We start from the raw sequence: 13,444 nt of genomic DNA, 5'->3' as shown, positions 1-13,444 counted from the left end.
AATCGGCGGTCCGGGGAACCGGCGAGAACCGGCGACCAGCGGAATCGGCGGTGGAACCTGTCGGGGCGTCAGGTGACGTCGTCGGGGTGGTAGACCATCGGCTCGGCGGCGGCCAGCTCGGAGGCGTTGACGGGCTCCGGGATGCCGATGCCCTCGGCGGACAGGTCCGACGGCGTGGTGTCGAGCGTGGAGGCCTGGTCGTCGTCGAGGTAGTGGTCCGGGTCCTCGACCTGGCGGCGGCGCTCCCGGGCCTTGTCGTGGACGGTGGCGACCAGGACCGCCAGCAGGTACAGCACGCAGATCGGGACGGCCAGCACGGTCATCGTCAGCGGGTCGCCGGTCGGCGTGGCGATCGCCGAGAAGACGAAGATCGCGAAGATCGCGATGCGCCACCAGCCGCGCAGCCGCTGGGAGCTGACGACGCCGAGGAAGTTGAGCAGCACCAGCAGCAGCGGGATCTCGAAGGAGAGCCCGAAGACCAGCACCATGCGCAGGAAGAAGTCGAGGAAGGCCGAGCCCTGCATGGCGGTGGCGAAGTTGCCCGGGTTGAAGCTCAGCAGGATCTGCATCGCCTTGGGGAAGATCGCGTACGCCAGGAAGGCGCCGCCCGCGAAGAGCGGCACGGCGGCGAGGACGAACCCCAGGCCGTACTTCTTCTCCTTCTTGTACAGGCCGGGCGCGACGAAGGCCCACAGCTGGTAGCTCCAGACCGGGGCGGCCAGCACGAAGCCGGCCATCATCGAGATCTTGAAGCTGAGCGACAGGCCGGCCAGCGGGCCGTCGTTGTAGAGCACGCCGTTGCGGCACTCGGCCGTGGGCTGACCGATGCCGTGGACGCCCTTGAGGTTGCACAGCGGGCCGGTCAGCTGGTGGATCAGCCAGTCGTGGATCAGCCAGCCCACGACCGTGGTCACCAGCAGCGCGGCGACGGAGACGAGCAGCCGGTACCGCAGTTCGCGGAGATGGTCGGCGAGCGGCATCCGGCCGTCGTCGTTCTTCGGCGGCTTGCGCCGTTTCTGGGTGTCGCTCACCGTGCGGCTTCTGTCCCTGCGAGTTCTGTGGTCGGCCCGTGCGTGCGGAGGTGACGGGCTGTCAGGGCCCGCCTCCTGGAATGCCCTTGACGCCTCAGTTGGCGGTGGGCTGCTTGTCCTCGACCGGACGCGCTGCGGCGGTCTCACCGGGGGCGGCGGAGATGGTCTTCGGCGGGGCCGTCTCCTCGGCGGTGGAGGGGACGGTGGTCGGGGCGGCGGCGTCCTTCTTGTCGTCCTTCATCGCGCCGACCTCCGACTTGAGGATGCGCAGCGACTTGCCGAGGGCGCGCGCCGAGTCGGGCAGTCGCTTCGCGCCGAACAGCAGCAGCACGATGACCGCAATAATGATGATTTCCAGCGCGCGGTTCTCGAGCATGGTGATTCCTCTTCGTCGGGTTCTCTGCGCCGATGATACGCATCCGGATCACGGCGGCTCCATAGTGCGGAGCCGGCTGTTGCCACTTCGACGGCGATTCGACAATGTGGCGTCGCCCGGCCCCACTCGATGGTACGTGCAGATTAGGGTCGCCTTACTTGCGCCCCGGTGAACGCCGCCTGTCGCGCGAGCTGCTCCGCCGAGCGCTCGACGTCCCGCCCGGACCCGGCCAGCCTGCGGGCACAGGCGTCCAGCGTGCGGGACAGGCGCTGCGCCTCCGCCCAGGCGCGCAGCCCGAGCACCCCGAGGACGAGGAGTCCGGCGGTGGCCAGGGTCACGGCGGCGAGGATGTTCCACGGCATGCCGCGATCCTACTGACCACCCGTGGCCGCTCCTGGCCAAGGCGCGGCGCCGTGGCCCCTACTGGCCGAGGTGCAGCTGCATGGTGCGCACGCCCGCGCCGGTGAGCGCCGCCACGATCCGCTCCCCCGCCGGCTTGCGGACGGCGGTGCCGCAGCTCGGGCAGGTGAAGGAGTAGAAGGTGCGCTCCCGGGTGCGGCCCAAGGCCAGCCGGAAGGCCTCCGCCCCCAGTTCGGCGACCGTGCGGCAGGAGGTGCAGGAGGCCCGGAAGCGGGTGCCGGGCGCGGTGCTCACTCGGCGTATCCCGCGAGCGCCTCGGCTGCGGTGCGGCGGGCCTGCTCGGCGAGTTCGGCGGGCTCGGTGATCCGGCCGTCCGCTCCGAGGCGCAGCGCGAGGCGCAGCAGCCCGGCCGGGTCGGGGCTGCGCAGGCCGATCCGCAGGCCGCCGTCGGGCAGCTCCTCGGCGCTCTCGTGCGGGTAGTACTCGCTCACCCAGCGCCCCGCGGGGCCGACCTCGACGACGACCAGCGGGTCGTCGGCGGCGGGCCGGACCAGGCCCTCGGACAGGTCCCGCAGTTCGAGGGGCGGCGGGTCGGCGGGCGTGTCGAGCACCTTGATCTCGGCGATCCGGTCCAGCCGGAAGATCCGGCGGTCCTCGGACAGCCGGCACCAGGCCTCGAGGTAGGTGTGCCCCTCGGTGACCAGGCGGATCGGGTCGACCTCACGCTCCGTCAACTCGCCGCGGCCCGGCACGTAGTACTGGATCCACAGCCGCCGCCGCTCGGTCAGCGCGCGGTCGGCCTCGGCGAAGACGTCGCCCTCGGCCTCGAAGGTGACGCCGACCCGGGCGCTGCCGTCGGCGGCGTCCACGGCGGCGGCCTCCAGCTTGGCGACGGCCCGGGTGAGCGCCTCGCGGTCGCGGTCGCGCAGACCCGGGAGCTTGGCGACGGCGCGGGCCGCGACGAGCAGCGAGGTGGCCTCGTCGGCGGCCAAGCGCAGCGGCTGGGCGACGTCGTCCGGGTTGTGCCACCAGATCCGCTCGCCGTCGGACTCGATGTCCAGCAGGTCGCCGCCGCGGAAGCTGGTGCCGCACATGGGCAGCACGCTGAGGTCGCCGCGGAGTTGACGCTCACTCACCCCGAAGGCGCGGGCGACCTCGCTGACCCGGGCGCCCGGGCGCTCGCGCAGGTAGGTGACCAGGGAGAGCATGCGGCGGGTCTGGTCGATGGCGGTGCTCATCAGGACTCCACGAGCGGTTCGGCGCCGACCCCCGCCACGGCCCGGAGCCGGGCGATGACGTCGGCGCGCAGGTCGGCGGGGGCGAGCACGACCACGGCGGGGCCGAACTCCAGCAGGTCGGCGGCGAGTCCGTGACCGTAGGGGATCTCCAGCTCGTCCCACTCGGCGTCCACCGGCTCGGCGCGCAGCGCCCGGTTGCGCAGCGGGAAGGCCGCGCCGCGACGCAGCCGGATCACGGCGGTGCTGGTGGCCCCCTCCCCCGCGAAGCGGGCGACGTTCTGGCGGACGTCGACGTGGTCGGGCACCTCGGCGGTGAAGCCGCCGGGGCGGGTGCGGACCTTGCCGGTGATCCGGCTGAGCCGGAACACGCGCGGCGCGCTGCGGTCGCGGTCCCACGCGGCGAGGTACCAGTGGCCGTGCCAGAACTCCAGCGCCCAGGGCTCGACCGTACGCGGCTCGGACTGGGCGGCGCCGGACTTGCGGTAGTCGAAACTGACGGGCCGTCGCTCCCGGGCGGCGGCGAGCAGCGGCTCGAACGCGGCTTCCCGAGCGGGGATCCGCGGCTCCAGCGCGGTCAGCGCGGAGGCGGGGTTGTCGTCCTCGAGGACACCCGCGGCGCGCAGCTTCTGCAGGGCGCCGCTCGCGGCGCCGGCGAGCCGGGCCTGCTGCCAGACGCCTGCGGCGAGGCTCAGCGCGGCGGCCTCCTCGGCGTCGAGGTGGATCTCGGGGAGCCGGTTGCGGTCACGGCGGGCGAGGTAGCCGAGCTCGCCGTCGAGCGGATTCTCCACGACGTCGATGACCAGGCCGAGTTCACGCAGATCGTCCTTGTCCCGCTCGAACATGCGGTTGAAGGAGTCGTCGGAGATGCTGTCCCCGCCCTCGCGGTACGCCTCGATGGTGTCCCGGAGTTCACGCTTGCTGAGGGGGCGCTTGGTGTTCATCAGGCAGAGGGCGAGGTTCATCAACCGCTCCGATTTGGCGATGGCCATCAGCCCCACTCTCCCCACGCTCTTCAGCTGCGCATCCGACCGTACCAGCCCCGTCAGGGGCGCGAGGGTCCCCCACCCGAAGGGTGGGAGGTACCCCCACCGCGAAAACACACCACCCGGGGAGGTCCGGCCGCTGCATTGGGCGGCCCACCTCCCCGGGTGGTCGGTTGCTCGCGCAGTTCTTCGCGCCCCTGGCGGGGCCCTCGGTCAGACGCCGAGCAGGTCCACGACGAAGATGAGGGTCTCGCCGGGCTTGATCACGTTGCCCGCGCCGCGGTTGCCGTAGGCCAGGTGGGCCGGGATGACCAGCTCACGGCGGCCGCCGACCTTCATGCCCTGGACGCCCTGGTCCCAGCCGGCGATGACCTGGCCGACGCCCAGCTTGAAGCGCAGCGGCGCACCGCGGTTCCAGCTCGCGTCGAACTCCTCGCCGGTGCTGAAGGCGACGCCGACGTAGTGGACGCTCACGTTGTCGCCGGCCTTCGCCTCGGCGCCGTCGCCCTCCCAGATGTCGCGGACGACGAGCTCGGTCGGGGCCTCGCCACCCGGGAAGTCGATCTCCGGCTTCTCGATGCTCAAGGTTGTGCTCTCCTCAGTCGGTGCGGCCGCGCCCTGCGGCGGGGCCGTCAGCCCCTACGTTACGCGGCGGCCAGGATGTCGATGACGAACACCAGCGTGGAGTTGGCCGGAATCCCCTGCTGCGCCTGGTCCTTGTAGCCCAGGGACGGCGGGATCACCAGCTCGACGCGGGAGCCGACGGTCTGGCCGACCAGGCCCTTGTCCCAGCCGGAGATGACCTGGCCGGTCCCGATCGGCGTGCTGAACGCGCCGGAGTGCTTCCAGGACGAGTCGAAGGTCTTGCCGTCGGCCCAGGTGACGCCGGTGTACTGGGCGACGATGGTCTGGCCGGCCTCCACCTTCGGGCCGTTGCCCTTGACCAGGACGACCGTCTTGAGGTCCGTCGGGGCCTTGGCGCCCTTGGGGATGGTGATCTTGGCAGGCTGCTTGGCCGGGGACTCCACCGCCGGCAGGCCCGCCGGGACCGCCGCCTGAGCGCCCGTCACCTGGCCGTCGCTGGGGACGGTGGCGGTGATGTCGACGACCATGGCCAGGGTGTCCGTGGCCTTGATGCCGAGCGTGGAACCCGAGGAGAGCTGCGCGGCGGCGGTGGCGGGCGGCGCGATCACGACGACGCGGCTGCCGACCTTGTGGCCCTGCAGCGCCTCCTTGAGGGAAGCGATCATGGTGGACGGCTTGGACACCAGCGGCGACTTGTTGGCGTAGGAGTCGCTGACCGTCTTGCCCGAGGTCCAGTCCTTCACCAGCACGTCCGCCACCGCGTAGTCGTCGGCGCCGACGGTGGCGCCGGTGCCCTCGGTGACGGTGTGGACCACGAACTCGGAGCCTGGCTTGCCCTTCACCGTCAGCGTCGCGCTCTTCGCGAAGGTGCCGCCGACGACGGGCATGTTGGCCGCGGAGTCCACGGACTTCGGCACGGCCGTCGCGGCGGCCGAGGCGGACGGGCTGGAAGTGGCCGCGTCGGCGGACTTCGCCTTGGAACCGCTGCTGCAGCTGGTGAGCAGCAGCGCGGGCACGATCAGCAGCGCGGCGGCAAGTCGGCGCACGGGTGGTCCTTAGGAGTGGGAGAACTGGCTCGGTCCGCGCCACTCTATGGCCATTCGCTCCCGAAGGACGTAACGCTTGGGCCACTGTGTCCCCAATTGACGGGGCAAAGTGACCCAAGCGTCACATGTCACGGCCGCTCGACGGCTCACATGCCGGCGATCAGCTTCTCCACCCGCTCGTCCACCGAGCGGAACGGGTCCTTGCACAGCACGGTGCGCTGCGCCTGGTCGTTCAGCTTGAGGTGGACCCAGTCGACGGTGAAGTCCCGCCGCTGCTCCTGGGCCCGGCGGATGAAGTCGCCGCGCAGCCGTGCCCGGGTGGTCTGCGGCGGCACCGACTTGGCCTCGAAGATCCGCAGGTCGTCGGTCACCCGCTCGGCCTGGCCGCGGTTCTGCAGCAGGTAGTACAGGCCGCGGCGGCGGTGGATGTCGTGGTACGCGAGGTCGATCTGGGCGACCCGCGGGTGCGACATGCTCATCCCGTGCTTGGTGCGGTACCGCTCGATCAGCTGGTACTTCATCACCCAGTCGATCTCCCGGTCCACCTTGGCCCAGTCCTCGGTGCGGATGGCGTCGAGAGTGCGGCCCCACAGGTCCAGCACCCGCGCCACGGTGCCGGAGCGGATGCCGCGGGCGTCGGCGAAGTCGGAGGCCTTCTGGAAGTACTCCTCCTGGATCTCCAACGCGCTCGCCTCGCGGCCGTTGGCGAGCCGGACCTGGCGCAGCCCGGTGAGGTCGTGGCTGACCTCCCGGATGGCCCGGATCGGGTTCTCCAGGGTGAGGTCCCGCAGCACCGTGCCGGCCTCGATCATCCGCAGGACCAGGTCGGTCGCCCCCACCTTGAGCAGGGTGGTGGTCTCCGACATGTTGGAGTCGCCGACGATGACGTGCAGCCGGCGGTACCGCTCGGCGTCCGCGTGCGGTTCGTCGCGGGTGTTGATGATGGGCCGCGAACGGGTGGTGGCGGAGCTGACGCCCTCCCAGATGTGCTCCGCGCGCTGGCTGACGCAGTAGACCGCGCCGCGCGGCGTCTGCAGCACCTTGCCCGCCCCGCAGATGAGCTGACGGGTCACCAGGAACGGGATCAGTATGTCCGCCAGGCGGGAGAACTCGCCGTGCCGGGCCACCAGGTAGTTCTCGTGGCAGCCGTAGGAGTTCCCGGCGGAGTCGGTGTTGTTCTTGAACAGGTAGACGTCCCCGGCGATGCCCTCCTCGTGCAGCCGGCGTTCGGCGTCCACGAGCAGGCCCTCCAGGATCCGCTCACCCGCCTTGTCGTGCGTCACCAGTTCGGCGACGTCGTCGCACTCGGGGGTGGCGTACTCCGGGTGGGAGCCCACGTCGAGGTACAGCCGGGCGCCGTTGCGCAGGAAGACGTTGCTGCTGCGGCCCCAAGACACCACACGGCGGAAGAGGTACCGGGCCACCTCGTCCGGGGACAGCCGACGCTGTCCCCGGAAGGTGCAGGTGACCCCGTACTCGTTCTCCAGCCCGAAGATTCGGCGGTCCATGCTGTGTGTTTCACCCTCCCGCCTTGCTGCGAAACCGAGCTCGCGGTTGGTGCGGCTCAGTCCTCCGTGTCGGCCTCGGGCGCGGGCTTGTCGCCCTCGTCCTCGGTCGCGGCGGATTCGTCACCCGCGAGCAGCCTGCTGAGCTGGGCGCCCAGCAGCCGCTTGAACTTGCGCTGCTGGAACCGGTTGCGGTCGAGGACCGCGACCTCCAGCTGATCCGGCGTCAGAGTGCGTGCCGGTCCGCCGTTCGGGTCACGGGCCAGGCCGTCGACCGCGAGCTTCAGCGCCTCGGAGAGGGACATGCCCTCCTGGTGGCGCTGCTCCAGGAAGTGGCTGATGGACTCCGAACTGCCGCCCACCGCAACGGATCCGTGCTCGTCGACCACGGAGCCGTCCGGCGTGAGCCGGTAGATCTGGTTGTCCTCGGGGCCCTTGCCGACCTCGGCCACGATGAGCTCGACCTCGTACGGCTTCTCGCCGGTCGAGGAGAAGATGGTGCCCAGGGTCTGCGCGTAGACGTTCGCCAGGCCACGGGCGTTGACGTCGGCCCGGTCGTAGGAGTAGCCGCGCAGGTCGGCGTAGCGGACGCCGCCGATGCGCAGGTTCTCGAACTCGTTGTAGCGGCCGACGGCGGCGAAGGCGATCCGGTCGTAGATCTCGGACACCTTGTGCAGCGCCCGGGAGGTGTTCTCGGCGACGAAGACGATGCCGTCGGCATAGGTGAGCACGACCACGCTGCGGCCGCGCGCGATGCCCTTGCGGGCGTACTCGGCGCGGTCGGCCATGGCCTGCTGGGGTGAGACGTAGAACGGCGTCGACACCGGCGGTCGCCCCTTCTGGTCGTAGTGGACGTCGAGTCTGAGCTGATGGGTGACGGTACGTCAGAGAAGGGGCGCCTGCGGGCCGTTGGGCTGCTCCAGCCGGGCTCCGACGATCTCCTGGGCCAACTCCCCCACCTCCGCGTCGGAGAGGCGGCGGAAGCCGTCCTCGGTGATCAGGGAGACGATGGGGAAGATGCGCCGGGAGAGGTCGGGCCCGCCGGTGGCGGAGTCGTCGTCGGCGGCGTCGTAGAGCGCCTGGATGACCAGGGTGGCGGCCTGCTCCGCGTCCAGGTCGGAGCGGTAGAGCTTCTTGAGCGAGCCCTTGGCGAAGAGCGAGCCGGAACCGGTGGCGGCGAAGCCGTGCTCCTCGGAGCGCCCGCCGGTGACGTCGTAGCTGAAGATGCGGCCGCGGCCCTCGTCCAGGTCGTAGCCGGCGAAGAGCGGGACCACGGCCAGGCCCTGCATGGCCATGCCGAGGTTGCTCCGGATCATGGTGGTCAGGCGGTTGGCCTTGCCCTCCAGGGAGAGCTGGGTGCCCTCGATCTTCTCGTAGTGCTCCAGCTCCAGCTGGAACAGGCGCACCATCTCGACGGCGAGGCCGGCGGTGCCGGCGATGCCGACCGCGGAGTACTCGTCCGCGGGGAAGACCTTCTCGATGTCCCGCTGGGCGATGATGTTGCCCATGGTCGCCCGCCGGTCACCGGCCAGGACCACGCCCCCCGCGAAGGTCGCCGCGACGATCGTGGTGCCGTGCGGTGCCTCCACGACGGCCCCGGGCGGCAGCGTGCGATTGCCGGGCAGCAGCTCCGGCTGGTACGCGCCGAGGAACTCGACGAAGGAGGAGGACCCCGGCGTCAAGAAGGCAGCCGGTAGACGCCCGGTGCCACGAGTGTTGGCTTCCACACGTTCCCTTCCAGTTCGAGCCCCGCAAGAAAGGGGCGAAGCTGCGGATGCCACGGACCCTACCCGGTTCCCGCTGGTGATCCACATGCTCCGCCCCCGGATTCAGGGACTGTGGTTCAGCTGGGGTGACCCACCTCCGGATCGGAGGCGCGCCTACTCGCCGCCCTTCTGCACATAGCTCCGCACGAAGTCCTCGGCATTGCTCTCGAGGATCTCGTCGATGTCGCTCAGGACGGCGTCCACGTCGTCGTCGAGCTTCTCCTTGCGCTCCTTGAGGTCGGAGGCCTCCGCGGCCTCGGCGTCCTGCTCTTCGATCTCTTCGGAGGAGCGGTTGGACCGCTGCTGGCCCCCGCCGGTGTCCTTGGTCGCCATAGCCCTCACCCCGATCTCTCAAGCGCCCGAGTGCGCTGTCTTGCACTACTGGTCAGACCCTATACACGGGGTGTGACACACGCCCGTGTTTTCACTTGTCCCCGATCAACGTCGCCGTTGCCGGGATGATGCCCGAAACGGGGCACTTCACCCTTCGTGAGCCCCCGCAACAGCCAGTTACGCCCGGAGCTGAACAGGTGTTCCCGGCAGTTTGGACGATCAGCCGCCGGACAGCACCCGGACCAGCTCCTCCGCCGTCCGGCAGCGGTCGAGCAGCGCCTTGACGTGGTTGCGGGTGCCGCGCAGCGGCTCCAGCGTCGGGACCCGCTGCAGCGAGTCCCGGCCCGGCAGGTCGAAGATGACGGAGTCCCAGGAGGCCGCGGCCACGTGCTCGGCGTACTGCTCCAGGCAGCGGCCGCGGAAGTACGCGCGGGTGTCCTCCGGCGGCTTGTGGGCGGCCCGCAGCACCTGCGGCTCCTCCAGCAGCCGCTCGAAGCGTCCGCGCGCCACCAGGCGGTTGTACAGGCCCTTCTCCTCGCGCACGTCGCTGTACTGCAGGTCCACCAGCTGCAGCCGGGCGTCGTCCCAGCCGAGGCCGTCGCGGCTGCGGTAGCCCTCCAGGATCTCGCGCTTGGCGACCCAGTCCAGCTGCCGGCTGAGGCTCATCGGATCGCGCTCCAGGCGGCCGAGGACGTCCTCCCAGCGGTCCAGGATCTCCCGGGTCTGCTCGTCCGCGTCGGCGCCGTAGCGGTCCTCGACGAACTTGCGGGCCAACTCGCAGTACTCCATCTGCAGCTGAACCGCCGTCAGCTTCCGCCCGCTGCGCAGCTGGACCAGCTCCTGCAGGTCCGGGTCGTGGGAGACCCGGTGCAGGGTGCGCACCGGCTGGTCCACGGCCAGGTCCACGGTGATGAAGCCGTCCTCGATCATGGACAGCACCAGCGAGGTCGTGCCCAGCTTGAGGTAGGTCGAGATCTCGGACAGGTTGGCGTCGCCGATGATGACGTGCAGTCGGCGGTACTTCTCCGCGTCGGCGTGGGGCTCGTCGCGGGTGTTGATGATGGGGCGCTTGAGCGTGGTCTCCAGGCCGACCTCGACCTCGAAGTAGTCGGCGCGCTGGCTGATCTGGAAGCCCTGGCCGGAGCCGTCCTGGTTCAGGCCCACCCGGCCGGCGCCGCAGACGACCTGGCGGGAGACGAAGAACGGCGTCAGGTGCCGGACGATGTCCGCGAACGGCGTCTGGCGCTTCATCAGGTAGTTCTCGTGGGTGCCGTAGGAGGCGCCCTTGTTGTCGGTGTTGTTCTTGTACAGGTGGATCTGCTGGCCGCCGGGCAGGTCCAGGGCGCGCCGGGCGGCCTCCTCCATGATCCGCTCGCCGGCCTTGTCCCAGAGCACGGCGTCCCGCGGGTTGGTGACCTCAGGGGAGCTGTACTCGGGGTGGGCGTGGTCCACGTAGAAGCGGGCGCCGTTGGTCAGGATGATGTTGGCCAGGCCGATGTCCTCGTCGGTCAGCTGGCTGGCGTCCGCGGCGTCACGGGCCAGGTCGAAGCCGCGCGCGTCCCGCAGCGGATTCTCCTCCTCGAAGTCCCAGCGGGCCCGCCGGGCCCGGTGCATGGCCGCCGCGTAGGCGTTGACCACCTGGGACGAGGTGAGCATGGCATTGGCGTTGGGGTGGCCCGGGACGGAGATCCCGTACTCCGTCTCGATCCCCATGACGCGCCGTACGGACATGCGGCCCTCCTGGTGAGACGCGAACCGTCCGGCTGCCTGGGCCCACGGGCTTCAGCAGCCGGACGGCGGGGTGCTTCTGGCGTTGCTACGAGTCTGCTACGTGTCGGTGGATACCGTCGGCTCCGGGCTACAGGTACTGGCCCGTGTTCGCCACGGTGTCGATCGAACGGCCGGACTCGGCACCCTGCTTCCCGGTGACCAGCGTGCGGATGAAGACGATCCGCTCGCCCTTCTTGCCGGAGATCCGGGCCCAGTCGTCGGGGTTGGTGGTGTTGGGCAGGTCCTCGTTCTCCTTGAACTCGTCGACGCAGGCGGCGAGCAGGTGGGAGACGCGCAGACCGCGCTGGCCGTGGTCCAGGTAGTCCTTGATGGCCATCTTCTTGGCCCGGTCCACGATGTTCTGGATCATGGCACCGGAGTTGAAGTCCTTGAAGTACAGGACTTCCTTGTCCCCGTTGGCGTAGGTGACCTCCAGGAAGCGGTTCTCCTCGGACTCCGTGTACATCCGCTCCACGACCGCCTGGATCATGGCGCTGACCGTGGCCTCCTCGGAGGAGCCGTGCTCCTTGAGGTCGTCCGGGTGCAGCGGCAGCGAGGCCTTCAGGTACTTGGAGAAGATGTCCTTGGCCGCCTCGGCGTCCGGCCGCTCGATCTTGATCTTGACGTCCAGGCGGCCGGGCCGCAGGATCGCCGGGTCGATCATGTCCTCGCGGTTGGAGGCGCCGATCACGATGACGTTCTCCAGGCCCTCGACGCCGTCGATCTCGGCGAGGAGCTGGGGCACGATCGTGTTCTCCACGTCCGAGCTGACGCCCGAGCCGCGGGTGCGGAACAGGGACTCCATCTCGTCGAAGAAGACGATGACCGGGGTGCCCTCACTCGCCTTCTCGCGAGCCCGCTGGAAGACCAGGCGGATCTGCCGCTCGGTCTCGCCGACGTACTTGTTGAGCAGCTCGGGGCCCTTGATGTTCAGGAAGTAGCTCTTGCCCTGGGGCTGCCCGGTGACCTCGGCGACCTTCTTGGCAAGCGAGTTGGCCACGGCCTTGGCGATCAGCGTCTTGCCGCAGCCGGGCGGGCCGTAGAGCAGCACGCCCTTCGGCGGCCTCAGCTCGTACTCCTTGAACAGCTCGGCGTGCAGGTAGGGCAGCTCGACCGCGTCGCGGATCTGCTCGATCTGCCCGCTCAGGCCGCCGATCTGGGTGTAGGAGATGTCCGGGACCTCCTCCAGGACCAGCTCCTCCACCTCGCTCTTGGGCACGACCTCGTAGACGTAGCCCGAGCGCGGCTCCAGCAGCAGCGCGTCGCCGGCACGCAGCGTGATCTCGCGCAGCGGCTCGGCGAGCCGGACCACGCGCTCCTCGTCGGTGTGCCCGATGACCAGGGCGCGTTCGCCGTCCTCGAGCACCTCCTTGAGGGTGACGATGTCGCCGATGGACTCGAACTCGAGCGCGTCGACGATGTTGAGCGCCTCGTTGAGCAGCACCTCCTGCCCGCGGCGCAGCTCGTCCAGCGGAACGGACGGGCTGACGTTGACGCGGAGCTTGCGGCCACCGGTGTAGATGTCCGCGGTGCCGTCCTCGACGGCGTCGAGGAAGGTGCCGAAGCCGGACGGCGGCTGGGCCAGCCGGTCGACCTCCTCCTTGAGCGCGACGATCTGGTCGCGCGCCTCACGCAGTGTGGAGGCGAGCCGCTCGTTCTGGGCGGTGACCCCGGCCAGGTTGGTCTGCAGTTCGACGATCCGCTCCTCGAGGATCCTCGAGTGGCGCGGCGATTCTGCGAGCTTGCGACGCAGGACAGCGATCTCCTGCTCGAGGAACGAGACCTGGTCGTTGGTCTCCTCGGATCCCCGTGCGGGCCTGCCGCCGCGGGTGTAGTCGTCATCGTGGGCTGCCACGGTCCTCACCTCCTCCGGGGGAGCTGAACGCTTCCAGACCCTACCTGCGCCTGGGAGTGTTGAAACCCCTAGATCAGAAAGTCGGAAGGGGTGTGTCCGATCTTCACCCTTGCGCACGTCCCCTTGTCACTGCTGTACCCACGGATGACCACTCGAAAGCGGCTGGGCATAGGATCGATCAACAAGAGCGACGACGACGAGGAACGGCGGGCGGATGTCCACGGCGGAGCAGGATGCGGCGGAGCCCCTCGAGGTGTGGATCGACCAGGATCTCTGCACCGGGGACGGGATTTGCGTGCAGTACGCCCCCGAGGTGTTCGAGCTGGACATCGACGGGCTTGCGTACGTGAAGGGTGACGACGACGAGTTGCGGCAGGAGCCCGGGGCAAGCGTGCCAGTGCCTTTGACGCTGCTTCAGGACGTGGCGGATTCGGCCAAGGACTGCCCTGGCGAGTGCATCCACGTGCGGCGGGTGCGGGACGGCGTCGAGGTCCACGGGCCGAACGCCGAGTGACGCCGCCGAACGCCCGGGGCGGACGACCGGGCGGAACGCGCACGGAGCCCCGCTCCTGTGATCAAGGTCACAGGGCGGGGCT

15 protein-coding genes are annotated in these 13,444 nt (G+C 70.0%); 1 reads left to right on the top strand and 14 read right to left on the bottom strand.

Annotated elements, in window-relative coordinates; translation table 11 throughout:
- Positions 1-68 precede the first annotated feature (68 nt).
- The 14 genes from tatC to arc all read right to left on the bottom strand — a co-directional run bounded on the left by tatC (position 69) and on the right by arc (position 12,848).
- Complete coding sequence (gene tatC, locus ACFP3V_RS22090) at positions 69-1,031, bottom strand: twin-arginine translocase subunit TatC (protein ID WP_380586086.1); 963 nt, start codon at positions 1,029-1,031, stop codon at positions 69-71.
- A 94-nt stretch (positions 1,032-1,125) separates the two neighbouring features.
- Positions 1,126-1,407 (bottom strand): Sec-independent protein translocase subunit TatA, encoded by a 282-nt coding sequence (gene tatA / locus ACFP3V_RS22085; RefSeq protein ID WP_380586084.1) that lies wholly within the window; start codon positions 1,405-1,407, stop codon positions 1,126-1,128.
- A 143-nt stretch (positions 1,408-1,550) separates the two neighbouring features.
- Positions 1,551-1,769, bottom strand: a complete 219-nt coding sequence (locus ACFP3V_RS22080) for a hypothetical protein (protein WP_380586082.1) — start codon at positions 1,767-1,769, stop codon at positions 1,551-1,553.
- Positions 1,770-1,827: 58 nt separating this feature from the next.
- Entirely contained in the window at positions 1,828-2,061 is a 234-nt protein-coding gene (locus tag ACFP3V_RS22075) for a hypothetical protein (RefSeq protein ID WP_380586080.1), read from the bottom strand.
- Positions 2,058-3,008, bottom strand: a complete 951-nt coding sequence (locus tag ACFP3V_RS22070) for a helix-turn-helix transcriptional regulator (RefSeq protein WP_380586269.1) — start codon at positions 3,006-3,008, stop codon at positions 2,058-2,060. Before ACFP3V_RS22070 ends, ACFP3V_RS22075 begins: the two co-directional genes overlap by 4 nt.
- Positions 3,005-3,994, bottom strand: coding sequence for a helix-turn-helix transcriptional regulator (locus tag ACFP3V_RS22065; RefSeq protein ID WP_380586079.1), 990 nt, complete (start codon positions 3,992-3,994; stop codon positions 3,005-3,007). The genes ACFP3V_RS22070 and ACFP3V_RS22065 overlap by 4 nt, the downstream gene beginning before the upstream one ends.
- Positions 3,995-4,201: 207 nt before the next feature.
- Complete coding sequence (locus ACFP3V_RS22060) at positions 4,202-4,573, bottom strand: FKBP-type peptidyl-prolyl cis-trans isomerase (protein ID WP_380586077.1); 372 nt, start codon at positions 4,571-4,573, stop codon at positions 4,202-4,204.
- Between the two features lie 59 nt (positions 4,574-4,632).
- Positions 4,633-5,619 (bottom strand): FKBP-type peptidyl-prolyl cis-trans isomerase, encoded by a 987-nt coding sequence (locus ACFP3V_RS22055; RefSeq protein ID WP_380586076.1) that lies wholly within the window; start codon positions 5,617-5,619, stop codon positions 4,633-4,635.
- A gap of 146 nt (positions 5,620-5,765) precedes the next feature.
- Positions 5,766-7,127 (bottom strand): Pup--protein ligase, encoded by a 1,362-nt coding sequence (gene pafA / locus ACFP3V_RS22050; protein WP_380586074.1) that lies wholly within the window; start codon positions 7,125-7,127, stop codon positions 5,766-5,768.
- Between the two features lie 56 nt (positions 7,128-7,183).
- Positions 7,184-7,948, bottom strand: coding sequence for a proteasome subunit alpha (gene prcA / locus ACFP3V_RS22045; protein ID WP_380586072.1), 765 nt, complete (start codon positions 7,946-7,948; stop codon positions 7,184-7,186).
- Between the two features lie 60 nt (positions 7,949-8,008).
- Complete coding sequence (gene prcB / locus ACFP3V_RS22040) at positions 8,009-8,851, bottom strand: proteasome subunit beta (RefSeq protein WP_380586070.1); 843 nt, start codon at positions 8,849-8,851, stop codon at positions 8,009-8,011.
- 153 nt (positions 8,852-9,004) lie between these two features.
- On the bottom strand, positions 9,005-9,223 hold the full coding sequence (locus ACFP3V_RS22035; RefSeq protein ID WP_380586068.1) for a ubiquitin-like protein Pup: 219 nt from the start codon (positions 9,221-9,223) through the stop codon (positions 9,005-9,007).
- A 219-nt stretch (positions 9,224-9,442) separates the two neighbouring features.
- Complete coding sequence (gene dop / locus ACFP3V_RS22030) at positions 9,443-10,954, bottom strand: depupylase/deamidase Dop (RefSeq protein ID WP_380586066.1); 1,512 nt, start codon at positions 10,952-10,954, stop codon at positions 9,443-9,445.
- A 127-nt stretch (positions 10,955-11,081) separates the two neighbouring features.
- The gene (gene arc, locus ACFP3V_RS22025) at positions 11,082-12,848 is read right to left on the bottom strand and encodes a proteasome ATPase (protein WP_380586064.1); all 1,767 of its coding nucleotides are present in this window, start codon (positions 12,846-12,848) and stop codon (positions 11,082-11,084) included.
- Positions 12,849-13,062: 214 nt separating this feature from the next.
- Between arc and ACFP3V_RS22020 the strand changes: the two genes are divergently transcribed.
- Positions 13,063-13,362 carry a ferredoxin gene (locus tag ACFP3V_RS22020; protein ID WP_380586062.1) on the top strand — a complete coding sequence of 100 codons (300 nt, stop codon included), beginning with the start codon at positions 13,063-13,065 and terminating at the stop codon, positions 13,360-13,362.
- Positions 13,363-13,444: the final 82 nt, after the last annotated feature.

The organism is Streptacidiphilus monticola, assembly GCF_042658505.1.
In the GTDB taxonomy this organism is placed as follows: domain Bacteria; phylum Actinomycetota; class Actinomycetes; order Streptomycetales; family Streptomycetaceae; genus Streptacidiphilus; species Streptacidiphilus monticola.
This window is presented reverse-complemented; position numbering and strand designations above follow the sequence as displayed.

What these genes read in the sequence shown, in the direction of transcription:
- tatA (WP_380586084.1), bottom strand. Translation starts at nt 1,407, where the DNA reads ATGCTCGAGAACCGCGCGCTGGAAATCATCATTATTGCGGTCATCGTG.
- ACFP3V_RS22080 (WP_380586082.1), bottom strand. Translation starts at nt 1,769, where the DNA reads ATGCCGTGGAACATCCTCGCCGCCGTGACCCTGGCCACCGCCGGACTC.
- ACFP3V_RS22065 (WP_380586079.1), bottom strand. Translation starts at nt 3,994, where the DNA reads ATGGCCATCGCCAAATCGGAGCGGTTGATGAACCTCGCCCTCTGCCTG.
- pafA (WP_380586074.1), bottom strand. Translation starts at nt 7,127, where the DNA reads ATGGACCGCCGAATCTTCGGGCTGGAGAACGAGTACGGGGTCACCTGC.
- ACFP3V_RS22035 (WP_380586068.1), bottom strand. Translation starts at nt 9,223, where the DNA reads ATGGCGACCAAGGACACCGGCGGGGGCCAGCAGCGGTCCAACCGCTCC.
- dop (WP_380586066.1), bottom strand. Translation starts at nt 10,954, where the DNA reads ATGTCCGTACGGCGCGTCATGGGGATCGAGACGGAGTACGGGATCTCC.
- ACFP3V_RS22020 (WP_380586062.1), top strand. Translation starts at nt 13,063, where the DNA reads ATGTCCACGGCGGAGCAGGATGCGGCGGAGCCCCTCGAGGTGTGGATC.